Origin of the sequence: Lascolabacillus massiliensis (assembly GCF_001282625.1) — a bacterium.
Taxonomy (GTDB): domain Bacteria; phylum Bacteroidota; class Bacteroidia; order Bacteroidales; family Dysgonomonadaceae; genus Proteiniphilum; species Proteiniphilum massiliensis.
Genome location: NZ_CTEJ01000001.1, coordinates 663,062 through 688,516 on the forward strand (window position 1 = coordinate 663,062; position 25,455 = coordinate 688,516).

The 25,455-nt window shown below is 36.8% G+C and carries 15 protein-coding genes and 1 tRNA gene; 7 read left to right on the forward strand and 9 right to left on the reverse strand.

The window, feature by feature from the left end; translation table 11 throughout:
- Nucleotides 1-132: 132 nt before the first annotated feature.
- The 3 genes from BN1354_RS02655 (at nucleotide 133) to tamL (ending at nucleotide 8,281) form a co-directional block, all read left to right on the forward strand.
- Entirely contained in the window at nucleotides 133-1,383 is a 1,251-nt protein-coding gene (locus BN1354_RS02655) for an S-adenosylmethionine:tRNA ribosyltransferase-isomerase (protein WP_053826157.1), read from the forward strand.
- 105 nt (nucleotides 1,384-1,488) lie between these two features.
- Nucleotides 1,489-5,979, forward strand: coding sequence for a translocation/assembly module TamB domain-containing protein (locus BN1354_RS02660; protein ID WP_053826158.1), 4,491 nt, complete (start codon nucleotides 1,489-1,491; stop codon nucleotides 5,977-5,979).
- Nucleotides 5,972-8,281 carry a translocation and assembly module lipoprotein TamL gene (tamL, locus tag BN1354_RS02665; protein ID WP_053826159.1) on the forward strand — a complete coding sequence of 770 codons (2,310 nt, stop codon included), beginning with the start codon at nucleotides 5,972-5,974 and terminating at the stop codon, nucleotides 8,279-8,281. Before BN1354_RS02660 ends, tamL begins: the two co-directional genes overlap by 8 nt.
- A gap of 21 nt (nucleotides 8,282-8,302) precedes the next feature.
- Here the strand turns inward: tamL and BN1354_RS02670 are convergent, their stop codons facing one another.
- The 5 genes from BN1354_RS02670 to BN1354_RS02690 form a co-directional block, all read right to left on the reverse strand.
- Nucleotides 8,303-9,178: a pirin family protein gene (locus BN1354_RS02670; protein ID WP_053826160.1), complete on the reverse strand. Its 876-nt coding sequence runs from the start codon at nucleotides 9,176-9,178 to the stop codon at nucleotides 8,303-8,305.
- A 402-nt stretch (nucleotides 9,179-9,580) separates the two neighbouring features.
- Nucleotides 9,581-9,651: transfer RNA gene (locus BN1354_RS02675), tRNA-Gln, on the reverse strand.
- 117 nt (nucleotides 9,652-9,768) lie between these two features.
- The gene (locus tag BN1354_RS02680) at nucleotides 9,769-11,079 is read right to left on the reverse strand and encodes an NnrS family protein (RefSeq protein WP_053826161.1); all 1,311 of its coding nucleotides are present in this window, start codon (nucleotides 11,077-11,079) and stop codon (nucleotides 9,769-9,771) included.
- A 159-nt stretch (nucleotides 11,080-11,238) separates the two neighbouring features.
- Complete coding sequence (locus BN1354_RS02685; protein ID WP_053826162.1) at nucleotides 11,239-11,919, reverse strand: hypothetical protein; 681 nt, start codon at nucleotides 11,917-11,919, stop codon at nucleotides 11,239-11,241.
- 323 nt (nucleotides 11,920-12,242) lie between these two features.
- Nucleotides 12,243-15,260, reverse strand: a complete 3,018-nt coding sequence (locus BN1354_RS02690; RefSeq protein WP_053826163.1) for a DEAD/DEAH box helicase — start codon at nucleotides 15,258-15,260, stop codon at nucleotides 12,243-12,245.
- Between the two features lie 114 nt (nucleotides 15,261-15,374).
- On the opposite strand from BN1354_RS02690, the gene BN1354_RS02695 reads away from it, so the two are divergent.
- The 3 genes from BN1354_RS02695 to BN1354_RS02705 are packed head-to-tail and all read left to right on the forward strand — an operon-like array spanning nucleotide 15,375 to nucleotide 19,887.
- Nucleotides 15,375-16,187 (forward strand): hypothetical protein, encoded by an 813-nt coding sequence (locus tag BN1354_RS02695; protein WP_053826164.1) that lies wholly within the window; start codon nucleotides 15,375-15,377, stop codon nucleotides 16,185-16,187.
- Between the two features lie 11 nt (nucleotides 16,188-16,198).
- Nucleotides 16,199-18,208: an excinuclease ABC subunit UvrB gene (uvrB, locus tag BN1354_RS02700; RefSeq protein ID WP_053826165.1), complete on the forward strand. Its 2,010-nt coding sequence runs from the start codon at nucleotides 16,199-16,201 to the stop codon at nucleotides 18,206-18,208.
- Nucleotides 18,209-18,222: 14 nt separating this feature from the next.
- Nucleotides 18,223-19,887, forward strand: a complete 1,665-nt coding sequence (locus tag BN1354_RS02705) for a formate--tetrahydrofolate ligase (RefSeq protein WP_045089814.1) — start codon at nucleotides 18,223-18,225, stop codon at nucleotides 19,885-19,887.
- Nucleotides 19,888-19,994: 107 nt separating this feature from the next.
- On the opposite strand, the gene hemW is transcribed toward BN1354_RS02705, so the two are convergent.
- The 4 genes from hemW to BN1354_RS02725 form a co-directional block, all read right to left on the reverse strand.
- The gene (hemW, locus tag BN1354_RS02710) at nucleotides 19,995-21,149 is read right to left on the reverse strand and encodes a radical SAM family heme chaperone HemW (RefSeq protein WP_231623061.1); all 1,155 of its coding nucleotides are present in this window, start codon (nucleotides 21,147-21,149) and stop codon (nucleotides 19,995-19,997) included.
- Nucleotides 21,150-21,155: 6 nt separating this feature from the next.
- A complete protein-coding gene (locus BN1354_RS02715; RefSeq protein WP_045089813.1) occupies nucleotides 21,156-21,593 on the reverse strand; it encodes an HD domain-containing protein in 438 nt (145 codons plus the stop codon).
- Complete coding sequence (locus tag BN1354_RS02720) at nucleotides 21,590-22,363, reverse strand: glycerophosphodiester phosphodiesterase (RefSeq protein WP_074010723.1); 774 nt, start codon at nucleotides 22,361-22,363, stop codon at nucleotides 21,590-21,592. The genes BN1354_RS02715 and BN1354_RS02720 overlap by 4 nt, the downstream gene beginning before the upstream one ends.
- 166 nt (nucleotides 22,364-22,529) lie before the next feature.
- Nucleotides 22,530-23,978 (reverse strand): tryptophanase, encoded by a 1,449-nt coding sequence (locus BN1354_RS02725; RefSeq protein WP_045089811.1) that lies wholly within the window; start codon nucleotides 23,976-23,978, stop codon nucleotides 22,530-22,532.
- Nucleotides 23,979-24,359: 381 nt separating this feature from the next.
- Here BN1354_RS02725 and BN1354_RS02730 point away from each other — a divergent pair, with 381 nt between their 5' ends.
- Nucleotides 24,360-25,322 (forward strand): ROK family protein, encoded by a 963-nt coding sequence (locus BN1354_RS02730; protein ID WP_045089810.1) that lies wholly within the window; start codon nucleotides 24,360-24,362, stop codon nucleotides 25,320-25,322.
- The last annotated feature ends 133 nt before the right edge of the window (nucleotides 25,323-25,455 follow it).

A 25,455-nucleotide genomic window follows, 5' to 3' on the forward strand; every position in this document is an offset into this window, starting at 1 on the left:
CAGATATTTATAGTTCATCATAGCTAAAAAGTCCGTTTTGGTGTTTAATTTTGTAGTGTCTTGCAAAGTTGACTATTTTTGCGGAATAAATGCGCTAATTAATATGAAAATAGATTTTTCGATACTAAAAAAATGAAAAAAGGAGTCGTACAAAATATTAAAATATCAGATTTCAACTATACTTTACCAGATGAAAAGATTGCGAAATACCCTTTGCCACAGAGAGATTCTTCCAAACTCTTAATTTATAAAGATTCACAACTAAGCTCTAGCAATTTTTCATCACTACCTGATCAGCTGCCCGGTAACAGTCTCCTTATCTTCAATAATACAAGAGTAATTCATGCCAGGCTTCATTTTATGAAAGCAACAGGCGCGAATATTGAAATATTTTGTCTCTCTCCATTCAGTCCGAAAGATTATATAATGAATTTTCAGCAGAAAGGTGAATGCTCATGGATTTGCATGATAGGTAATGCAAAAAAATGGAAAGAAGATCTGTTGTCAATGGAAATTGATATAAAGGGATTAAGAGTGGTTCTTAATGCTCAGAAGATAGATATGGCAGAAATGTCAAATAGAAACGGCTCAGATGTAATAGTAAGGTTCACGTGGGATAACAGTGATGTTACATTTTCCGAGTTGCTCGAAGTCGCAGGCAAACTTCCTATTCCCCCATATCTTAACAGGCCAGCCGAAGAGAAAGATGATGAGACATATCAAACTCTTTATTCTCATGTGGAAGGGTCTGTCGCAGCTCCAACTGCAGGTCTTCACTTCACACCCGCGGTGATGGAGGGGTTAGCTGCCAAAGGTGTAAAAACAGCTGAGGTTACTCTTCATGTTGGTGCTGGTACTTTTAAGCCTGTTAAATCAGACAATTTAGCAGGGCATGAAATGCATACTGAATTTATATCCGTCCCAAGGGAAACAATTGAGAAAATCATTAACCACACAGGTGATATTATCGTAGTTGGTACTACCTCTATGCGTACAGTAGAAAGTTTGTACTATATCGGTAAAAAGCTTAGGACTAATCCAGATACAGAACCGTACAAGCTATCTGTAAATCAATGGGAGCCTTACGAAGAAGATGAAAATGAAGATCCCTACATTGTACTTCGTGCCATTCTTGATTATTTGGAGAATACCGAACAAGATCAGCTTATTTCAGCAACACGTTTACTTATTGCACCAGGTTATAATTTTCACTATCCGGATGCATTGATAACCAACTTTCATCAGCCTCAAAGCACTCTGTTACTACTTGTCTCAGCTTTCGTAGGAGGTTACTGGACAACAATATACGAATATGCTTTGCAAAATAATTTCAGATTTCTTAGCTATGGTGACAGTTCACTTTTGTGGAAAAACCCCAAATAAACCTTTTTTTGGTTAAAAAGGTTCTCCAGTCCCACTTTTAAAGCCTTTTTTTGTAATATTGCATTAAAGAAGAGTTAAATGTGTCATAATTTCAAGTAGCTCAGTTTGGCAAAAAAAATAGCACGTATTCTAGCAATTGTTGTAATAAGTATTATATTGCTTAATATAGTACTCTTCATTACATTTAGTCTTCCACCCATACAGAAATGGGCTGCCGGTTACGCATTGGAAAAGCTGGAGCCTGCAATAGGGACAAATGCCAGTCTCGATGGTATCCGTATTCGCCTCTTTAATACTGTAGAGTTAAATGGTTTATATGTTGAGGATCAGAAGCAAGATACTCTGTTCTATGCAGATAGAATAAGTGCAAGAATAAGAGCTCTGGATCTTCTTCGAAACAGACTTACAGTACAAAAAACGGGTATTGAGAATTTTAAAGCCAATGTATATCGTAATACAGCTGAAGAACCTTTCAATTTCCAGTTTATTATTGATGCATTTACATCTGAAAAAGATACTCTTGTTGTTAAAAAGGAAAAGGATTCAATGTTAATTACAGGAGAAGATATAATTTTAAAAAATGGAACTATAAACTATAATATACTCTCAGAACCTGAAACACCCGGTCAGTTCAACGTAAACCATTTCAGCGTCTACAACTTCAATTTCAAAGCCAACGCATATTTTCAAAGTATTGGTGATATGAAAGCTAATATTGATATTTTGAGCTTTGTAGAGAACAACTCCGGGTTATATTTGAATAACCTTAAAGCAAATGTTACCGGTAAGGGGAAGCAACTGGAAAGCGATTATGTTCAGATTAGTTTAAATAATTCAGATATTCAAATTAATGGTGCCAGCTTCAATACCGAGACCAAAGAATTCTCACTCAATTTGATAAGCGATCAGATAGATCCAAAAGATATTGGGAAATTCTACTATCCTGTTGCCGATCTGAAAGAGAAGCTCTCTTTTGAAATAGTTGCTGACGGGCAATTACCTTCTGCAAATCTTAACAAGTTTACATTGCAATACGGTTCTGATACATATTTCGATATTACAGGTATGATATCGGATTACAGTGACTTTGAAAAGAGTGATTTAAGAGTAGATGTCAGAAATATGAATGTTTCCCAGTCAGATCTTGAGTCAATCATACAGGTCTGGGCTGCGGAATATGTCTCACCCACACAGTTAACTGCACTTGGAAATCTGAACCTTGAACTTCAGGCAATAGGCAAACTCAGAGGTTTCAATTATAATGGTTACATCAATACTGAGCAGGGAGATGTCTCATTGAACGGCTTAGGCAGAATTACGAATAGTTTTAGTTTCCTAAGTTTCGAGGGTCCGGTTACAGTCGACAACTTTAATGTTTCCAATATAATAGGAGAGGGTGCAGGAGTTGGTAATGCTACATTAAGTGCAAAAACTAAGGTGATCATTCCTAAGGAGGATGTACTTACAGTCTCTGCTGAGGGAGTTGTCGAGGCATTAATTTACAACGACTATCTTTATAACGACATAAATTTCAATGGTCTATATGCCGGCAATAATGTTTCTGCAAACCTGAAAATGGATTCACCATTGAACCAGTTTGATATAACTGGTGATATTACATTTGGAGATAGCTTGGGATTCATAGTCAATGGAAATGTGCAAAGACTAAATCTGAACCCTTTTATTCAGATGAAGTCATGGAAAACACCTATTATGACAACACAGATAGAGGCAAATATGAAAGGAACAACAATTGATGATATTGCAGGCACACTGGTTATTAAAAACAGTTCAATTGTTGACAGCAATTTCATATATAACCCCGGTCCAATATATTTGCAGGCACTTTCCGATACAGGTGAAGGTAAAAGACTGCAGATTATGTCTTCATTTATGGAAGCCGAACTGATCGGTGATTACTATTTTTCAACAATAGCAAAGGAGTTGAAGCAAGTATTGCATCCACATCTTCCCTCTTTAATAGCTATATCTGAAGATTTGCATTCAGAATCAGCAGACAGTGATAACTACAATTATACTGAAAATATAAATTCAAGAAATCTGATTCCCGGTAATAACAATTTCAAATTTAATATTCTCCTTAATAATACTGAGGATTTCTCATACACATTTGGTCTGCCATTTTATAATGTTGAACAGGCAAATATAAACGGAAGTGTTGATATGACTGTCGGTAACACAATACAATTAAATGCTCATATACCGCGTATTATGTTCGGTAATAGTGATATAAGGGAGACCAGAGTTGATCTAAACAACAAAGGTGATGGAATTGGCGTAAACCTCAACACATATCTTGTTCAGAGCAATGGTTTTATAAATGCTATACTTAGAACTGATGCTGTTAATGATTCAATAATAAACAATCTTACCTTTGATGTTGAAAAAAGCAGCAGTAGTGCAAAAGGCAACCTTTTAATCTCAATGGGATTTGATCGTGATTTAAATAATGATCTTGCATCAAATATAAGAATACACCCTTCAACAATTGACTTCAATGGGAATAAAATTGATATCAATGATGCAGCTATTGTATACAATAAAGATCGGATTAGTATAACCAATTTCGGTATTACAGAGGATCAGATGTTATTGTTGGGAATTGATGGTATAGCCTCTAAAAGTGAAGCGGATAATTTGCGCATATACTTTAATAATACAGAACTTGCAAATATTCTCACTGCGTTGAATATATCTAATTTCGCCGGTTCTATAAACGGAGGAATCACTATTCGTCAGGCACTTGAAACGCCAATGATTATTACAGAGGATCTTAGGATTGAAAATATCACAGTTCATAACGATACTATTGGATCACTAATAATTGAGGGTGATTGGGATCAGATCTATTCTGGTTTGAATCTCGATGCTTACCTCATAAAGGATGGGGAAAGAAATCTTGAAATAAAAGGTTATGTGCCAACGGGAAGCGAGAGTCCTCTGCCAATGGACGTAACAGTAACTATGGAAGAGTTTCAGCTGTATGCACTACAGCCGCTGACTGTGAGCTCTTTAAGTAAGATCTCCGGTCGGGTAAACTCAAACATAAAAATAACAGGAAGTCTCTCTGAGCCAGTAACTGAAGGATGGCTTGGAATTGAAGATGGTGAGATAAAAGTTGCATACACGAATGTAACATACTATCTGTCAGACACAGTTCAGATCAAAAAAGACAATGTTGGTTTAGAGAATCTGGTAATCCGTGACCAGAATAATAAAACAGCAACGCTGAATCTGAGTTTATCCCATACTAATTTTGGCAGAATGATTTACACTGTAGGTATTACTCTGGATGATTTTATGCTCCTTAATAACGAAAACCGTACTGATCTTATGGTTTATGGAGATATGAGACTTTCTGGTAACCTGAGTGTCACTGGTTCTCCTATGGGGATTTATGGAGATGGAAACGTAACCACCAGAAGTGCATCTGAGGTAACGGTTATGCTTCCTCAAACAGCTCAGGCTACAGAGTATAGTGGTATTATCTATATAAATACTCATCAGTCAGACTCACTTGCTTTTCTGAGAAGAAGGGATGAGGAATTAAACCTTACAAACACTAAAGTAAAATCTGCAATTCCAATTATCATGAGGGCCACAGTTGATCTGAATCCTATGCTGGAGCTATCTGTACTGCTTGACCCTACGACCGGAAACGCTATAGAGGTTAATGGTGAGGGAGAGCTGAATATCAACTTCAACTCCAAATCAACTCCTCCTGTAAGATTGTATGGTGATTATGAAATAAATAAAGGGAAATTTCATTATAATCTACAAAATCTTCGTACAGTCGATTTTAATATCCGCGAGGGCAGCAGACTTACAATGGAAGGTGACCCTATGAATACACAGTTCAACATTATTGCATATCTTCCTGTGAGAGCAGATCTGACTGCTTTGAGTCCTACTTTTACAACAGAGCTTGCAAATACTCGTGTGCCTGTTAATGCCTTACTACAAATAAGGGGTAATCTCGAAGGAATGGATTTGCAATATGACATTGAACTGCCTGAAAGCTCTAATGATATTCAACAGAGAGTTAACAGTTTCATTAGCGACGAAGAAACCAAGATTCTGCAGTTTGCCTATCTGGCAACAACAGGAAGCTTTATACCTTCTCAAGGATCACCGGATCTCAATTTTGGATCATCCGTATTTACTAAATTTGCAGCCAGTACATTGTCGCGTGGACTAGATGCACTTTTCTCCAGTGCATTGAACGACAACTGGTCAGTCAGCACAAATCTCGAATCGGTTGATGGTACTCTGGATAATGTCAGAATGGGACTTGATGTGTCAACCCGGTTGCTGAATAACCGATTGAGGATGTCAACAAATCTCAGTTACGGTGATAATAGCATGATGGCTTCTCAACAGGCTTTTATGGGTGAGTTCGATTTAGAATACGATTTAAATACGTGGCTTATGTTACGAGCTTTTAACAGGGCAAACGAAAGATTCTACAGTCGAACCCCCACTACTCAGGGTGTTGGTGTTGTTGTAACAAAAGAGGCGCATTCACTAAGAGACCTTTTTAATTTTAGATTTATCAGACCTAAAGAAGATGATTAATAGACATTTGAATAAGTTTCTGCTTTCATTAGTAGTGATAATTATATTCGCAGCTTGCGATGTTACTAAGAAAGTACCAGAAGGAAGCTATCTGCTTAATAAAGTAGATATCAATTCTGATGTCAGAGGTATTGGTTCTTCAGACCTTAAACCTTATCTGAGGCAAAAGCCCAACTCATCCATACCCATTGTTGGAAAGTGGAAACTACATATGTATAATATACCTGAAAATGATTCTACCTGGCTGAATCGCCAGTTGCTCAGATATGGTGAACCACCTGTATTATTCAATGAGCAGCTTGTATTGGTGTCAGCTGAACAGATTCGTCTTCATCTTAATAATAAGGGATATCTTAATGCAGAAGTTGATACAACTTTTGTAAAAGAGAATAAAAAAGCAAATGTTATATATGATGTTATTGGTCATGAACCACATAGGATACGTCTGTTTAATGATACAATTAACTCAGTAGATACCACTATATATAATATACTGAGACAAGCTAATCGATTAGATATTATTAAAGAGGGTGATAACTTCGATCTCTCTGTACTTGAACAGGGTAGAGTGAATATGGCCACTACCTTAAGGAACAGGGGCTATTATAATTTTTCGAAAGACAACTTTTATTTTCTTGCAGATACTACAGTAGGTGAAAATCAGGTTGATATTACTCTTTCTCTGAATACTCCGGAGGATTCACCTATTCACAAACGATACAATATTGGTATTGTAACAGTTATCAATGGGGTTGATCCTGATATTATAAACGACTCAACAAAGTATAATTTGCTGGATACAACTATGTACAGAGGTATTCAGATTGTATCAGAAAGAGAACCATTCCTGAAACCAAGAGCAGTTTATTATAATACCTTTTTAAGACCGGGGCGACTATATTCTGACCGAATTGTAGAAAGAACATATTCATCTCTGAATAGCATGGCTGCAATTAACCAGACTTTCATTAACCTTACAACAATAGAAAGAAATGACTCATCTCTGATTGATTCTAAAATAACACTATACCCGGGAAATGTTCATTACATGCAGTTTGGGGTAGACGGAACTAACTCGGCAGGAGACCTGGGTATTGCAAGTAATATAACATATGAACACCGTAACTTTTTTAAAGCAGGTGAAACATTTAGATTCAGACTTAATGCTGCATATGAGTTCATAAGTTCCGACAGCTTAGACCTTATTGATAACAGCTACTATGAATATGGAGCAGAAGCATTTCTCTCAATTCCGCAGCTACTGCTACCATGGTTGTTACAGCAATTAAGGGATCAGCCTTCTGCATCAACAGAATTTTCTGTTGGTACTAACTTCCAGAAACGACCGGAGTATCTGAGACAATTCTTTAACCTGTCAACACGATTCCAGTGGTCGGCAATGGAGTGGAAACTGCTCAATGTGCTTGAGCCTGTTGGTATAACCTATGTACGTATGCCATGGGCATCACAGCGATTCAAGGATCTCTACCTTAGTGATGAGGTAAATCCAATTCTTCGATATAGTTATGATGAACAGCTCATCGTTAGATCGGCTTACAATATAACTTATACCAACTATAATCGTATATCCAGAGGAGACATGCCCGAAGTGCCTTTCAGAATTCGTTCAGGAATTGAATTGGCCGGCTGGTTGCCACGTCTGGCGACAACTCTTGGTGCTGGTGAAAAGGACGAAGATGGTAGGGAAGCTTTTTTTAAAATTCCCTATTCGGAATATGTTAAAGGTGATTTTGATATTGCTCCCATGTACTCTTTTGATGACAGGAGAACCATTGCCGCTCATTTCTCTTTAGGAGTTGCAATACCTTATGGTAACTCTGATATTCTTCCTTTCGAAAAGCGCTATTTTGGTGGTGGTGCTAACAGTGTAAGAGGGTGGAGCACGAGAACTTTAGGCCCCGGAACGTATAGTGCTGATTCTGCTCTGCATGATTTTGGTAACAAGGTAGGGGAGGTAAAACTCGATTTCAGTGTAGAGTATCGCCGTAAGATTACCAAGCTTATTGAATTGGCCGGTTTTGTGGATGCAGGTAATATATGGACAATTAAAGATTATGTTGATCAGCCGGGTGGACTATTCAGCATTAATGATTTTTATAAGGAACTTGGTGTTGCTTATGGAGTGGGGGTAAGACTCGACCTCAACTTTCTGTTACTCAGGCTCGATTTCGGTATGAAAGCGCATAATCCGGCACTACCGAAAGGTTCAAGATGGACAGTCTTCAAACCGGATATTGGCAGAGATTTAGCATTCCATTTCGCTATTGGATATCCATTCTAAGTAATTCTTCGATTTTAAATACTATATTTTATGTTTGATAAATGTACCTCTGTCCAGTTCATCAAATGCAGTTTCAAGTTCTTCGCCACTATTCATTACAATCGGACCTCCCCACGCAACCGGCTCTCGAAGTGGTTTTGCAGCCAGGAGAACAAATCGTGCACCCTTGTTCCCGGAGCGAACAACAACACTGTCGTTTTCTGTTGCGTTTTTATCGGCAGATGTAAAAAGCACAGCGCATGATTTGTTTTCAAAATCAGATAACTTTTCATCCACAGCGAGTGTCCCATCCAGCAGATATATAAAAAGTGTTTCATCATTGGGTGTTTCAGAATAGATCCATGTGCTGTCAGGAGCCAAGTCAACATCTAAATATTGCACTTTAACATACTTCCCCTCAAAAACACCTGTTTTACCTTTGTAAGAACCTGCTATTATTCTGATTACCGCATTTTCTTCTTCAGTTATTACAACCTTATCCTGTGTGATATCACCATAAGCCGGGTGATTCATCTTGTCTTTTGCAGGCATATTTACCCATAGCTGACATCCAAGCATTCTATCTGATGTTTTTGGCATTTCCTGGTGAATAATTCCGGATCCTGCCGTCATCCATTGACACTCCAAGTCGTTGATAGTACCTTTGTTTCCCAGACTATCGCCATGTTCGATCTTTCCCTTCACAAGATAGGTGATTGTTTCAATGCCTCTGTGAGGATGCCAGGGAAAGCCTTTTATGTAATCATCCGGATCTGTTGAATCGAATCCGTCGAGCATTAAAAATGGATCGAAATCGGTAATATTATTTGTTCCCAAGACTCTTCGTAAACGTACTCCTGCGCCGTCTACTGCATGCTGTCCTCTGACAATCTGTGTTGCTTTTCTTTTATTGATCATGTTATTTTTATTTTGATTAAATTTCTTTCTCTTCAAATGTATTTAAATTAGCCTGATCCAGCAAAGAATCCTGGTTAATTGATCTAATTAGATGTCACTTAAACATCAATTTTAAATGAATTAATCTACTTTCAGTCGAACATAGTACTTACCTGAGTCTTATAAAGGTCTTACCAACTTCAGTATCTCCTCATATTCATATAAGGAATATTAGGAGTTGGTTAGTAGATTGTTAGAACTTGGTGCTGATTTTGTATGTATATTTTGTGATTCAAAATGCTTCTAAAAAGGATTTTTATATAATTAAACCCCAAGAAGATAGCATAAAAAATGTCGGACCAACTATTAGTCAGTCCGACATCCATTTGTGTTTTCTTATGTTGTTGATTATGAGGCTGTTTGTTGTCTTACTAGGATTCGAACCTAGACAAACAGGACCAGAATCTGTTGTGCTACCATTACACCATAAGACAATAAAACTGTTTGATGATGCAAAAGTACAAAAAATGTGATTATCAAAAAAAGTTTTGAGGAAAAAGATTGCTATAGTTTTTACCTTATATAAAAAATCTATGCTCAACCAGTCCCTCTTAATTTATCCTGATATGTTTTCCTGCTTTTATATTACGTATCATTTCGTAGCCCCATAATCCAAGGGCTATAAGTTCAATAAAACCTGAGACACCGATAAAACTAAAAGCTTCGGGATAAAAATCGGTTAATATCTGAGAAGTAATGCGCCAGGTATTGCCAAGGTTGAGAAGGATAAAAACAGACCAAAGTGAATTTGTTTTCCTGAAATCAACACCTGCAAACCCGGGTATAATTTTACTGGAGACACCTACAATCATCATCATGATAAAGCCGACGGTCAGTGCATGGCGATAGGCTCCAAAGTAGGCATGAGAAAATGGATTCTCTCCTCCCGTCATTGGAAGATAAATTCCAAACATGTAATAGGGACCAAATGTAAGAAGTAGCATAGCTACAATAAACCAGATGTATGCTGCTCTGATAAACTTTAAACTTCTGTCGCTAACTCCGACCGATGTTTTTTTAAATAAACCAAACTGTATTGGAGTTCCTATTGCTGCTATAAGTAGAATGATATATGTAATACCGTTTGCAGCATGCCACCAATGCACTCCCGTAGTCATTCCTGTCGTGAAAGATATTACTCCGAAAAGAATGGCTCCGTTTACACCCCACAACAAAAAGTTTCTCCATCGTTTAGTAGGCTCCCTAAACCCGTAAGCATTCGGTAAAATGTGCAGTGATACACCAAGTATCATCATAACTGCAATTCCCAGTGTCTGGATATCGCGATAGGGTATGTTGAATGAAGAAACATTAAAGAGAAACTCCTCCTGAGTTGAGGTCGACTCAAATAACCAGAATATTATCGGATTTAATATTGCAGCGATAAGAAACCAACCTAATGCAGCAATTGATAGTCCTGCACTACTACCCCTGATAGTGGCACTTTGCATAGTTCGTGCTATCACCAGAGCGAAAATTACGACAGCAATAATTTGTATTATGCCGGCTGAAATCCCAAGTAACAAGTAGGGTTGACGGGGTGCTATAACATGCGCATAAGCTTGAAGCAGTATGCCAAAGATCATTAGTGGCAAGGTTGAAATAGCCAGTTGTGGTTTCCACAAGGTGGTATTCATAAAGTGGGGCAATGCACGGTAAGAAAAGCCCATAATAAAAAGGCCTACAAAACCGAACACCATTGCATGACCGTGTGCCAGAACCCATGAATAGTCGATGCTGTGAAAATTTTCTTCAAGTCCTATCATTAGCAAATTGATTGCTCCCCACATACATCCCAGTGTAAATATGGTGACCAGTGCACTAATGAAAAAATAATGGTGAATTGTGTGATTGTTGTTCATAACGATCCCAATAGCTGTGATTTTAAACCACAAATATATGAAAAATATACAAAAACTGAAAAAAAAGACATATTTGTCGTAAATTATTTATGACTGAAATTTAGGTGCACTTTCAAAATTGTCGAGCAAGGGTAAATTATAGGAATCAGTAATTGAGTTTTAAAAATAATATGATAAATTAAATTTAATATTGGATTGAACTGAGAGATCATGGGTGTTTTTATCAGGGTAATATGCTTCCCATGTTGTCCATGATCCTAGATGCACTGTTCGAGTTTTGGCGATGGAATATGACTTTTTTCTGAAGTCAGTTATTGGCAAACTTATTTTCAACTCAGTTGTAACCTTAAGTATTGAAAATCTAATGCCTATATTGGGAGAAATTGACATTCCTTTAATTTTATCCCAATATAAATAAATGTCTTCTGTTTTATATGGTAATTCTTCATCATAAACATCATATATCCTATGAAAGTCCCATTGGTTATTATACCATCCATAATCAGCATCCAACCCTGTAAATAAATTTAGATGTGAATATGTGTAAAAAGTATAATCATAACCGACGCCTATTCCATAAAATGTTTTTTTACGTGTTTCGTTACTATTATGAATGCTTGTTTTTTTTAAAGCCAGTGGTGTGTAAATTTGAAAGGTGTGTTTGTTATTCAACCTATATCTTAACGACAGTTCAATGGGTTTTAAACTATCTGTAACAACAGAATTAAAATCATAACTGATTCCTATGCCAAATTTGTTATTGTTATCTGGCAACTGCTCAGCCTTTGCATATTCTGCAAAAACGATGAAAAGTAATAAGAAAATTGTAATCTTTTTCATGGAATTATTTTTTTACACTAAAATGTAATATAATCAAAAATATCAGGCTTGTTTAATTTATATTGAAAGTGGGCTTATTAGTCTTTTTTAAATGTGTTTGTATAAGAAGTCTTTTTATTAAAATGGAATAAGACCACTTATTTTTTGGTATTTTTATAAATATATAGAATATTTCAATATAGGAACTTAGATTACATAGAATTAACATAAAAACTTATTGAATTAACAATAATTGTATCTGCTGTACAGAACTAGAAGATAATAATAAAGTTTAAAGTAATTGTCATGAAAATAAATGAACATTATATTCATAACAATTCTACTTAAAGCACAACAGTTTTATAACTGTAAAAATTTACAAGAGATTTATATATAGGGTGCTTTAATAATAATTGAGCATTCCCTACGAGGAAAAGTTGCTGTCTTGCACGTGTTAATGCAACATTTAACTTACGGTCTACGGTTCCGTCATAATTCAGGTTACACAAATATCTGAATTGTCCCGGTTGATTTATACAGAAGGAAACAATAATAATATCGCGCTGACTCCCTTGAAAACGCTCTACTGTATCAATCATTATATTCTCATAGTCATCAATCCGAGCTTCTGAAAGCTTGTGTCTGATAAGAGCAATCTGATTCCTGTATGGGGCAATAATACCAATCTTACTGCTGTCATAAGTTATGTTGTTATCATTATAAACTCTTTGAATTGATTCAATAAGTTCTGCAATGATTTCTGCTTCACTTTGGTTAATTTTATTTGATATATTATTGATCTCTTTTCTTTCGGTTGAAAATAAAATAGTTCTCTTCGTAGCAATATACTTATCATAGAGATTGCCATTTGAATTACTCAACCTCCACTCACCTGTTTGCCAGTCAAGTGCAGGGAAAAGGTTTTCAGAATAAAAATAAGTTGACGGAAATGCGGCAATTTCATTATGCATCCTGCCTTGGTGAGTGAGCTGTGTAAATGAGTGAGTCCAGCCTTGAGACTTACATCGGCGCAAGAGTCTTTCGAAAAAAGACTCACGACAATCAGTGATACCGATTTCCTGTAACTGCGTTTCATTTATTCTTGACTTTTCCTCTTCCTGAAGTACGATTGTCGCAAGTTGATTATGATCACCAATCATTATAAACTTATCAAACAGTGGAAGTAGTCCGATTATCTGAGGTTCCAGTATCTGTGATGCCTCATCAATAATTGCAATCTGAAACTGTTTGAGTGAAAACAGTTCCATCTTGCCTGTGATAGAGGCAAGTGTCGAAATAAATATACGTGTGTCATTTATTTCCTTTCGAAGTGAATCTCTGTCCGCAGCTTTTTCTGATACTCTCTGTAATAGTCTGTGCTGATAAGCACTGTCACACGACAGTTCGCTACCCACACGAATATATTTATCGCAATCGCCATCGCTGTATCCAAATGCAGCATTAATCGCGCCGCAGAGTTCATCCACAGCGCGGTTAGTATATGCAATGACCATGATATTTACATCAGGCTTTTTGTAATATTCCTCAATAAGACGCCTTGCAAAAATTGAAGTCTTGCCTGTACCCGGAGGTCCCACAATCAGGAAATAATCTTCAGCATTTAGAGCTTGATTGATGATGTTTTCCGGGTAAGAGATATCATTAATATCGGAGTTTTCCTGTTTGATAGCCGAACATTTAGGTTGTTTTATGCCCAACAGTAGCTCTCTTTTCTGTTTAGACGAAGAGATAAATTCAAAAAGACTCTTATACATGCTGTTAAGTGATGAGTCGAGTGAATCATGTTCTATTGCCCAAAACTGGTTATCTTCAAAATAATGCCGATTTTTCTGTTTATATCTAAACCTTACTTCTACTTTTTCAGGTGTTATCTTTACAATTGTGCCTTTCAAGATCTGTTTATTCAGAACAGTGTCATTTACATCTTCCCTGGGGTATACAATACAGATATCACCTTCACGGAAATTTACAATATTATTGCCACTCAGATTTTCATCTTCACGGGTGGGTTGAGGTCTGCTGAAGATAATTGTCATATCATTTGCAGAATCATCAATATTTAGAATTGATAAATCGTAAAGTACATTAAGTGCTTCGGCACGTTCATCAAAGCTACTGTTCCACAAAGAAGCCATCCCGGTTGGTGTTTCATAATCCATATCTCCTGTTTTTTGATGATATAGCTCGCGGGATACAAATTGTATAAACCTGTAGAAGTATATCCGTTCAATATCACTGCTTTGAGTGAGTACATTCTGAAACCTATTTATTTTATGCTGATAAAAAACAGGAACAGGGTTTTCAGTTTCTATTTCCCGGAGCATCGATTTGAACATAGATTCAACAGACTCCAACTCACCTGTAATTATTTTATGCTCATTAATAATTATAAGATTACGAAGATTTAGTATGGATTTTTCAAGATCTCCATCAATATTTGCCTTCCTGATATTTTCTCCTGGATTGTTTCCGGATGCATACAATATAGATGCTTCAACTTTGGCTCTTTTATCATAAAAGACACTATCAATCATAAGACGATAAACATAGGTCTGTACTTTATGATTAAGTGTTATTTTGGAGATGTTAAAAGCGGGATAGGGCAAACGGCCCGACTTTAACTCAATGATCCTGGTATCATTTGTGATAGGGTTAGTGTAAAGAAGGTCGAGTCTTCCCTGAAATCCATACTTAACACTGAAGAATGATGGTTCAAGGGTGCAGAAATTTATATTTATCCCCATTTTGGGGAAATCATATCGTACAACACGTTTGATATTATTGAAGAGTTGCTGTGCTCTATTCATGAAACTACGGAAATCACTCTCTGAACGGATATCCTCACAACTTGTGTATTCGAATGGTGATTGTTTGAAAGATTTCAGGAATATATTCTCAAAAGATACATTGTCTACCTCCTCGGCAAACACCAATTCATCAAGGAAGAAGTTGGCAAGATTTCCAAGTAGCAGGTAAGAACGATTTTCCATCTTCTCAAACCTGTTGCGAAAATAGTGTATTGGAGAGATAAGATAATCCTGAAAACACTCCGCAATAGCGGAAGCATCAATAAGATAATCTGGTTCAAGAATTATATAGGTTGGTATCAGGAATCCATTTTGATCTTTATATGAATTTACCAGGTTAAGTTTTGCCCCTTCCCAAAACTGTTCAACTGATGGGGTGAATATATTGTTATCTGGACTGATATCATATCTTACAATACAGTTTTTATCATCTTCATTATTAACAAAGCAAATTAAAAGCTTTTTGTCATGATCGATTTTCAATAACTGCACCTGAATGATCTCAGGATCACCTAACGATAATTTTATACTCATATTTTTAGAATGGAAGTAAGAGGACCAAATTCAAAAGTACAAAAATAGTTCCTCATGTCAAACACAAAAGGTATCTTTGTAACTAGATTGAATTAATCACGTTAAGTAAGTTATATGTCTCAGAAATGCCCTCTTTGCGAAAAAAATAAACCGAAAGAATCTCTGTTTTGTGAAGATTGCTCAAAAAAGATAAGCTCTGATTTTGAGATTAATATTGATAATAAGGATAAATCGTATAAAAATAATAATATTGTCGCAGAACAATCTGAAGAAGTTGATACTAAGTCATTTCAGGAGAAAAAGAAAGTTGTTGACAAAAAAGAAACAGCTATTCCGAAATATGAGCCGATTGAGAAGAACTACCCAAAAAGTGGTGGAAAATCAGGCAAGTCATTGTTCTGGATTCTCATTGGAATTGTATTATTAGCTGGTGCATTCTTGATTTACAATAAGACAACTCTTTCCGGAAATCTTGAACAGAGGGCTTGGGAAAGTGCCTTAAGTGAAAATAGTGTCAGCGGTTATCTGGATTTTATCAAGTCGCATCCTGATGGTAAATATTTTAATGAAGCACAAGATGCTTTATTGAAGCTTAAAGAGGATGAGGCAGAGATCTGGGAAAAGTTGAAGCACTCAGACAGTATAAATGAACTTATATACTTTTCCAGGCAGCATGAGAATAGTCTTTACATTCCACTTGTCAGAATGAGAATAGACTCGCTCTCATGGGTTTCAGCATTAAGACAAAATAGTACTGAGTCTTATTTAGAATATATTAATAACTCAGAAAGTGGATTGTTAAACGGGGATTATATGTCACTTGCTTACAGAAAATATGAGATGTTGTCCAGGCAGACTCTTTCAAACATTGATGAGATGGATAGCATAGGTGTGACTATAAATGAATCGTTTCCCGGATCACCTTGATTTGAAAATATATGGAATTTCAGCTTACATCAGAATTTAAACCTACCGGTGACCAGCCTGAAGCAATTGCAGCTTTGGTTGAGGGCCTGCAGCAAAAAGTGCCTTACCAGACACTTTTGGGAGTTACAGGCTCCGGAAAGACTTTCACTATTGCAAACGTAATTAATCAGATAAATAAACCTACACTTGTACTGAGTCACAATAAAACACTTGCTGCTCAACTATACAGTGAGTTCAAGAGTTTTTTCCCAAATAACGCGGTAGAATATTTTGTTTCATACTACGATTATTATCAACCTGAAGCATATCTTCCTACTACTGATACCTATATAGAAAAGGACCTATCGATAAATGATGAGATAGAGAAACTACGACTTGCAGCTACCTCTTCTCTGCTTTCAGGTAGAAATGATGTGATTGTTATTTCATCTGTATCCTGTTTGTATGGAATAGGAAATCCTGAAGATTTTCAAAAGACTACAGTGGATGTTAGAATAGGTCAAAAGATTGAAAGGGATAAGTTTTTACGATTACTTGTTAATAGCTTGTACTCCAGAAATGAAACAGCTGAGTTCGATCGTGGAAATTTCAGGGTTAAGGGTGATACTGTTGACGTGTTCCTTGCATATCATGATTATATTGTCAGAGTGATTTTCTGGGGTGACGAGATTGAGAGTGTGGAAACTGTTGATCCGTTGACAGGTGTTACAACTGAGAGAATGGATTCATACCGTATATTTCCTGCTAACCTTTTTGTAACTACACAGGAGAGGATCAACCGTGCAGTCGATGAGATACTTATTGATCTTGGAAAACAGGTGGAGTTTTTTCAGGAGATTGGGAAGCCTCTTGAGGCAAAGCGTCTGTATGAAAGAGTTACATATGATGTGGAGATGATAAAGGAGATAGGGTATTGTTCCGGGATAGAGAACTATTCACGATATTTTGATGGAAGGGAACCTGGTACACGTCCATTCTGCTTGCTTGACTTCTTCCCGGATGATTACCTTACTGTAATTGATGAGAGTCATGTTACAATACCTCAGATACGTGCGATGTATGGAGGTGATCACTCACGTAAAATAAATCTTGTTGAGTATGGATTCCGTCTCCCGGCTGCAATTGATAACAGGCCGCTGAAGTTTGAAGAGTTTGAAGCATTGACTCCCGAGATAATTTTTGTGAGTGCAACACCTGCAGATTATGAATTGGAGAAGTCTGAAGGTGTTGTGGTTGACCAGCTGATAAGACCCACCGGTTTGCTTGATCCTCCAATTGATGTGAGACCTAGTTTGAATCAGATAGATGATTTAATGGAGGAGATTCAGCAGAGAACTGAAAAGGATGAGAGGGTTCTGGTTACAACCCTTACAAAGAGAATGGCTGAAGAGCTTACTGATTATCTCACTCACAATGGTGTAAGATGTAATTATATACACTCTGATGTGGAAACACTTGAAAGAGTAAAGATCATGGATGATCTGAGAAGAGGTTTGTTTGATGTTTTAATTGGTGTGAATCTATTAAGGGAGGGATTGGATCTTCCGGAAGTATCGCTAGTGGCTGTTCTTGATGCTGATAAAGAGGGTTTCCTTAGATCACATCGCTCACTGACACAAACGGCAGGCCGTGCCGCCCGAAATGTGAATGGCAAGGTTATATTTTATGCAGATAAGATTACTCAAAGTATGCAGATGACGATAGATGAGACTAATCGTCGCCGGGAAAAGCAGATGAAATATAACGAGGAGCATGGTATTATTCCACAGCAAATTAGAAAAAGTCATGCCTCAGCACTCGGAAAAGAGTATAAATCCACAATTGAGGCAAAAGCATATGTTGAGCCTGATTACTCATCACTGGCAGCTGAGACACTTGAAAAATATGCTACAAAAGATGACCTTAAAACTAAAATAGAGCAAACTCGTAAAGCTATGCTCGCAGCAGCTAAGAAGCTTGAGTTTCTTGAGGCTGCTCAGCTTAGAGATCAATTAGCAATGTTAGAAGATATGTTGAAATAATTATAATATAATAGATGAAATCGGATATTCAAATTGCAAGAGAAACGCGTCTGAAACGTATTAAAGATGTGGCAGAAGGAATAGGTATTCCACGTGACGAAGTGATTAATTTTGGCAGGCATATGGCAAAGATTCCTGTTGAATTGATTAATATGGAGAAGGTGGATCAAAGTAACCTAATTCTTGTTACAGCTATAACGCCTACCAAAGCAGGCGTAGGGAAAACAACAGTTTCAATAGGTTTAGCCTTAGGGTTAAACAAAATAGGGAAAAATGCAATTGTTGCTTTGCGTGAGCCATCACTGGGACCGGTTTTTGGGATGAAAGGCGGTGCTGCGGGTGGCGGATATGCGCAAGTACTACCAATGGAAAATATCAATCTTCACTTCACAGGTGATTTTCATGCTGTTACTACTGCACATAATACTATTGCTGCATTGCTTGAGAACTATAATTTTCGTGTTCAGGGAACAGGCGATGCCTTAAAGCAGATATTGTGGAAAAGGGTGCTGGATGTTAATGACCGCAGCTTGAGGTATATTGTTACCGGACTGGGACCGGGAAATGGAATTCCACAAGAGGCAGGGTTTGATATCACAGCGGCATCTGAACTTATGGCGATCCTTTGTCTATCAGAGGATGAGGATGATTTGAGAAGACGAATAGAAAATATTCTGTTAGGTTATAAGCAAAATGGCGAGCCTTTTACAGTTAAGGATCTTGGTGTTGCAGGCGCTATAACTGTTCTAATGAAAGATGCTATACATCCAAATTTAGTTCAAACTACAGAAAACACTCCGGCTTTTATTCATGGTGGTCCTTTTGCAAATATCGCCCATGGCTGTAACTCTGTTATAGCAACCAAAATGGCAATGACCTTTGGTGACTATGTTATTACTGAGGCAGGTTTTGGGGCAGATCTGGGAGCAGAGAAGTTTTTCAATATAAAGTGTCGTAAGAGTGGGTTGCGACCAAAATTATCTGTTATAGTTGTTACTGCTCAGGGTCTTAAAATGCATGGTGGAACTCCTGAAAAGGATATCAAGGCTCCAGATTTGAATGGGCTGCAAAAAGGACTAGGTAACCTTGAAAAGCATTTGAGCAATCTGGCCTCTTTTGGGCAATCGGTAGTTGTTGCTTTTAACAAATATGCTTTCGATACAGAGGAGGAGATTGATGCTGTTCGTAAGTTTTGTGAGGATCGCGGAGTCTCATTTGCTGTAAACGAGGCATTTACTAAGGGAGGTGATGGTGCCATTGAACTAGCAGAAAAGGTGGTTGAAGCAATTGAGAAAAGGCCTTCGGGTGAATTGAAATTTACCTATAGTGATAAAGATGACATTGAAACAAAGATCAATAAAATTGCCAAACATATATATGGTGCTCAAGATGTGGTTTTAAGTGAGACTGCAATTAAGAAGCTCAAGATGATTCAGAATACGAATCTGGAAAAAATGCCTGTATGTATAGCAAAAACACAATACTCTTTTTCTGCAGATCCTAACTGGTATGGTGTGGCTAAGGATTTTCGACTGAAGATTAATGACTTGGTAATAAATCAGGGATCTGAATTTATAGTTGCAATAGCAGGTCAGATGATGCGTATGCCTGGTCTGCCGGCTGATCCGCAAGCTAAACGTATTGATATAGTTAATGGAGAAATTGAGGGTTTAAGCTGATAATATAATATCAATCAGATATTAGAATTGATAATACAATAGAATCGGGAGTCCCGCTTAATCATTAAATGGGACTCCCTAATTTTATCATAAAATTAAATAGTTTGCTACACCCTCATTAAATCACTCATTATACCATCAGATATAAAAATGCCTTCACGAGTGAGTTTCAAATTATTTCCTTCTATTGTAAGAAGCTGTCTATTGAGATATTTATCTGCATTTTCTATACAGTAAATATAGATTTTTTCACCGAACAGAATTTTCAGTTCATTCAGGTCAACTCCCCACATTGTTCGTAGTCCGGTGAGTATAAACTCATTATATTTTTCATCTGAACTAAGATTTTCTGAATTCTGTTCAGGTTTTCCTTCCTCAACTCCTTTTATATAACGGTTTAAAGATGCCACATTCCATGTTCGGTTTTCTCCATCAAAAGAGTGGGCGGCAGGGCCTAGACCAATATATTTATTGCCTTTCCAGTATGAAGTGTTGTGTCTTGAGAAATAACCCTCTTTTCCGAAAGCAGAGATCTCATAATGAATAAAATTATGACTTTTCATCCAGTCGATGAGCATAGAAAACATAGCTGTACTCACCTCCTCAACTACCGGTTCTATCTTACCGGCTTTTAGCATGGAGTACATTCGTGTCTTTTCCTCATAAATAAGATGATAAGCTGACAGATGCTGAATACCTAGACTTGTTGCCTGTTTAAGGTTTTGTTCCCATATTTTGGTTGTTTGATTTGGGAGTCCATACATCAGGTCGATACTTATATTGCTGAAGCCATTCATCTGGCATCGTTTAACAGCATTAATAGCCTGAATTGCAGAGTGACGTCTGCTAAGGAATTTAAGCTCGTTATCATCGAAGCTTTGTATACCAATACTTAATCGGTTTACCGGGAGACGAGCAAGCATCTCAACATATTCATCAGAGAGGTCATCAGGGTTTGCCTCTACAGTTATCTCTGATGTAGGTTCTATTTTGAAGTTCTGGTATAGAGAGTCAAATATTTTATTAAAATGATGTTCACTTAAACGAGAAGGGGTGCCTCCTCCAAAATATACTGTTTTAACCGGTTCTTTAATTTCATCTTTCCTAAGTTCAATCTCCTTGCAAAGACTTTCAACAAAAGCATCTATACGAGTTTCATTTGTAAGAGTATAGAAATCGCAATAAGTGCATCTTATTTTGCAGAAAGGGATATGAACATATATACCTGCCGGTTTTATATTTTCTGAAAATGTTTTATTCACAACTGTTTATTCCTTTTCAGTAAGCTTTTTGTAAGCTTCCAGATATTTCTGCAGACGAGCCAGGTCGTGATACTGAATCTCATCCCAGCGTCTTATATCCATATTGTCAGTCAAGTCGTTAATCTTAACTCTGACTGCAATTGGATTTGCCTGTAGTCTTATTATATAATCGTCATATGACTCGTTGTCGCGACGTGTCATTGCATCTACCGAATCGATAATCGTATCGGAAAAACCCTCTTCACGGAGTTGATCCAATGTAACATCTGTATCCTCTATAACATCATGAAGAATACCTGTGATCTTCTCGTGTAAGGTGAATCCAGCATTCATTACACGGAATGGGTGTTCGATATAGGGCCTGCCGTTATGGGTATCGAGCTGGCCGTCATGTGCCTCTATTGCAAGTTCGATTGCTCTGCTAAGCTGATCTTTCAGGTTCATTGTTTATTAATAATTTCATTAACTAGTAATGGTTCATCTGTTGTAATGAAGTCTACTTTAAGATCTATCATTTTTTGTATATCCTCTGGTTGGTTCACTGTCCATGTATTAACTTTTAAACCCAGTTCATGAGCCTCTTTTACCCATTCAGGTCTTTTAGTGAAAACATTAAAATGATAATCCATCCCGGTCATACCCATTTTAGAAAGTATCTGAGGTGTTAAATCTCCATTTAGATAATAAACATCTGCTTCAGGTGCTAGTTTTTTTACTTGCTGCACTATATTTATTCCAAATGAGATATACTCAACTTTATCTTGTATGCCACGGTCATTAACCATTTTGATTACTTTTTCTACCAGTTCATCCTCTCTCTCCTTTGAGTTATGAGTTTTAAACTCAATTATCAGTTTTGTGTTCTTGCAATTTACGAATGCGTCGAGATAATCTTCAACTGTGGGTAATGGTTCTTCATTTGCCAGTTTTACCTGTGAAAGTATTTCAAATGGAGTCTCCTGTACAATCAGTTTTTTGCCATCTAAAGTAATTTCAGCATCATGATTAACAACAGGAATACCATCAGATGAAAGCCAGATATCTACTTCAGAACCATATGCTTTTATAGCATCAGCCTGCATAAGTGCTTCTATAGAGTTTTGTGCAGACCCATTTGTTTTCCAATAACCACGATGTGCGATAATCTGTTGTGCACTTAGATTCATCAATCCTGCAAAAAGGATAAAGACCAGTAAGAGCGATTTCTTTTTCATAATCATTCTTTTTTAATGCTGAATAATTTTTTAAAGATACAATTTTGTTTTTAAATGATTGGAATATTAAATTAAAAAACGGTTTATTACCTATCTCTGGTTATATAATGAAAAAGGAAGAGTCTATAGCTCTTCCTTTCAAAATACAATTATAAATGTTTCTTATTTATAGACTTTCTCCAAAATCCTCTTTGAATTTAGCTATGAGTTTTTGTGGCCAGTCACTAACAGGTTCCAATCCACCCATAAAGAATCTAAGTACAGGAGGCTCATATACAAAGCGTAATCCTCCAATTAGTTTTCGGTTATCATAAAGCCATGCCATACGATCAGCAACATACTTAATCTGTGAAAGTGTAAATACTCGTCTCGGAACAGCAAGTCTTACAAGCTCCATGTCAGCCAGTGTTTCATTTCCATACTCATCTCTCTGATTTGATAATGTGCCTCGTTCCATACCTCTTACCCCGGATATCAGATAGAGTGCTGCAGCTAGTGCTCCTGCCGGATATTCTTTCTGTGGTATATGGTCACAAATTTCCATTGCATTTACGTGTGCACCTAAAACGCCTGCTGGTTTTACAGTTGAAATACCATAGGCATCAAGTGAGTTAACAAGATATGCAATGAAATCAGGACTTTGGCGAATCATGGTTTCGTCCAATGTTTCATATAACCCAACTGCCATTGATTCTATCTCTCTTACAGAAATACCACCATAGGTCAGGAATCCTTCGAAGAGAGGAATCAGTGCTTCAAGTTCCTGATAAATATCACGGTCGTTTGTACAAATACCACCACCTCTTGAGGAACTTAGCTTTCGTGCAGAAAAGTAAACGATATCGGCTAAGTCTGTCATCGTTTTAATTATATCACCTAAAGAGCTTTCTTTGAATTCATCCTCACGCAGATGAACAAGATAAGCGTTTTCACCAAGTAAACTGGCATCGAGAACAACTCTAATATTATATTTATCAGCAATAGCTCTGACGTCTCTTAGGTTTTTAATTGAAAATGGCTGACCACCAATAAGGTTGGTAGAAGCTTCCATACGGATGAAAGGAATATTTTTTGCTCCATGAGTTTTTATGGTATCCTCCAGCTTTTCAATATTCATATTCCCTTTAAAGGGGTGATCTGAATCGATTACATATCCTTCATCATACAACAACTCGGCAATTTTTCCTCCATATTGAGTTATATGTGCCATTGTAGTTGTAAAGTGATAGTTCATAGGAATTAGACTCCCTTTGCGGATATATGCATTTGAAAGGATGTTTTCTGCAGCACGACCTTGGTGGACCGGTAAAAAATATTTTTTGCCAAGCACATCTTCAACAGCTTTCTGAAGCCTGATAAAGCTCTGAGATCCCGCATATGCATCATCTGCCTGCATCATCGCAGCCAGCTGATTATCGCTCATTGCATTTGTTCCACTGTCTGTGAGCATATCCAGGAAAACATCGTTGGTGGTTAACCTGAATGTATTGTATCCTCCTTCTTCCAGGGCTTTCAATCTTCTTTCAATTGGTACAAGGTTTAACTTTTGAACTACCCTAACTTTATGAAGCTCCAAAGGTATGTTCTCTCCTTTATAAAATTTAATCTCTTCCATTTTAATTGTTTGTCTGTTTCTTCTTATTGTGTTTATATAATTGTAATTGTCATATTTGTAAAAATCGTATCAGATAAATTGTGTTAATTTATCATATTGATAAATAAAGTTATCAAATTGATTTTAATTTCTCAGGTTTAAAGAAATGTGTTACAAAAATAACTCGATATGCGATAAATGTAAATTGTTAGGTGCAAATATAAAACATTTATTTCATAATATATACAATTTGCAAACGATATATATATCTATCCTTTTTAATTTAAATTTAGTATAAAATGAAATTTATAGGATGCTGTTAAAGCTATTTTAGAGAAAATAGTTATATTTGCGCTGATATAGTAAACAATCATCATTGAATAACTTTTTAAAATACAAATCATGGATAAACCTTATGCAATAGGGGTAGATGTTGGCGGTACAAATACAGTTGTAGGAATAGTTGACAAGAGAGGACAGATCTTAATCAACGGTAGTATTAAAACTGCTAAACATACAGAGGTTGAGAACTACCTTGATGAATTAACTAAGCTTATTGATGAATTAATAAGCAAAATCACTACAAAAGATCAAATCAAAGGTATTGGTGCCGGTACTCCTAATGGCAACTACTTCACTGGAAGTATCGAGTTTGCTCCTAACCTGCCTTGGAAAGGCGTTATACCTTTTGCTCAAATGCTGGAAGATCGTACAGGTATACCTGTTGCTCTTACAAATGATGCTAATGCTGCTGCTATTGGTGAAATGACCTATGGAGCTGCACGCGGTATGAAAGACTTTATTGTTATAACACTGGGAACAGGCGTTGGCAGTGGTATAGTAGTAAACGGGCAGATGGTTTACGGCAACGATGGTTTTGCAGGTGAATTAGGTCATACAATTGTTCGCAGAGAGAATGGAAGAGTTTGTGGTTGCGGTAGACATGGATGTCTTGAAGCATATGCATCAGCAACCGGATTGGCACGTACAGCACGTGAAATACTGGAAAAAAGACCTGATGCTAAAACTATTCTAAGAGATATCCCAGCAGAAGAAATCACTTCTAAAGATGTATTTGATGCAGCAATGGAAGGTGATGAGATTGCTAAAGAGATATTTGAATATACAGGAAAAATATTAGGTGAATCATTTGCTGATTTCGTTGCTTTCTCAAGTCCTGAAGCAATAATCCTTTTTGGAGGTTTATCTAAAGCAGGTGATTTGATTATGGATCCAATACGTAAAAGTATGGAGGAGAATCTGTTACCAATATTCCAGAATAAGGTAAAACTGTTATTCTCTGAGCTTAAGGAAAGCGATGCTGCAGTATTGGGAGCTAGTGCACTTGGCTGGGAGGTCAGATAAATAGATAATCTATACTTATAAAGTAAAGGGGTGTTGTTTTTAACGACACCCTTTGTTTTGTTTTTTTTCTATTAATTTGTCAAAACTAATGCCTTATTTCGGGTAAATGAGCAATAGATTTTATACCTTTGTA

What these genes read in the sequence shown, in the direction of transcription:
- BN1354_RS02680 (WP_053826161.1), bottom strand. Translation starts at nt 11,079, where the DNA reads ATGAACAACAATCACACAATTCACCATTATTTTTTCATTAGTGCACTG.
- tamL (WP_053826159.1), top strand. Translation starts at nt 5,972, where the DNA reads ATGATTAATAGACATTTGAATAAGTTTCTGCTTTCATTAGTAGTGATA.
- BN1354_RS02720 (WP_074010723.1), bottom strand. Translation starts at nt 22,363, where the DNA reads ATGAAAAAGAAATCGCTCTTACTGGTCTTTATCCTTTTTGCAGGATTG.
- BN1354_RS02705 (WP_045089814.1), top strand. Translation starts at nt 18,223, where the DNA reads ATGAAATCGGATATTCAAATTGCAAGAGAAACGCGTCTGAAACGTATT.
- BN1354_RS02690 (WP_053826163.1), bottom strand. Translation starts at nt 15,260, where the DNA reads ATGAGTATAAAATTATCGTTAGGTGATCCTGAGATCATTCAGGTGCAG.
- BN1354_RS02725 (WP_045089811.1), bottom strand. Translation starts at nt 23,978, where the DNA reads ATGGAAGAGATTAAATTTTATAAAGGAGAGAACATACCTTTGGAGCTT.
- BN1354_RS02730 (WP_045089810.1), top strand. Translation starts at nt 24,360, where the DNA reads ATGGATAAACCTTATGCAATAGGGGTAGATGTTGGCGGTACAAATACA.
- BN1354_RS02715 (WP_045089813.1), bottom strand. Translation starts at nt 21,593, where the DNA reads ATGAACCTGAAAGATCAGCTTAGCAGAGCAATCGAACTTGCAATAGAG.
- BN1354_RS02695 (WP_053826164.1), top strand. Translation starts at nt 15,375, where the DNA reads ATGTCTCAGAAATGCCCTCTTTGCGAAAAAAATAAACCGAAAGAATCT.
- BN1354_RS02655 (WP_053826157.1), top strand. Translation starts at nt 133, where the DNA reads ATGAAAAAAGGAGTCGTACAAAATATTAAAATATCAGATTTCAACTAT.
- BN1354_RS02670 (WP_053826160.1), bottom strand. Translation starts at nt 9,178, where the DNA reads ATGATCAATAAAAGAAAAGCAACACAGATTGTCAGAGGACAGCATGCA.
- uvrB (WP_053826165.1), top strand. Translation starts at nt 16,199, where the DNA reads ATGGAATTTCAGCTTACATCAGAATTTAAACCTACCGGTGACCAGCCT.
- BN1354_RS02685 (WP_053826162.1), bottom strand. Translation starts at nt 11,919, where the DNA reads ATGAAAAAGATTACAATTTTCTTATTACTTTTCATCGTTTTTGCAGAA.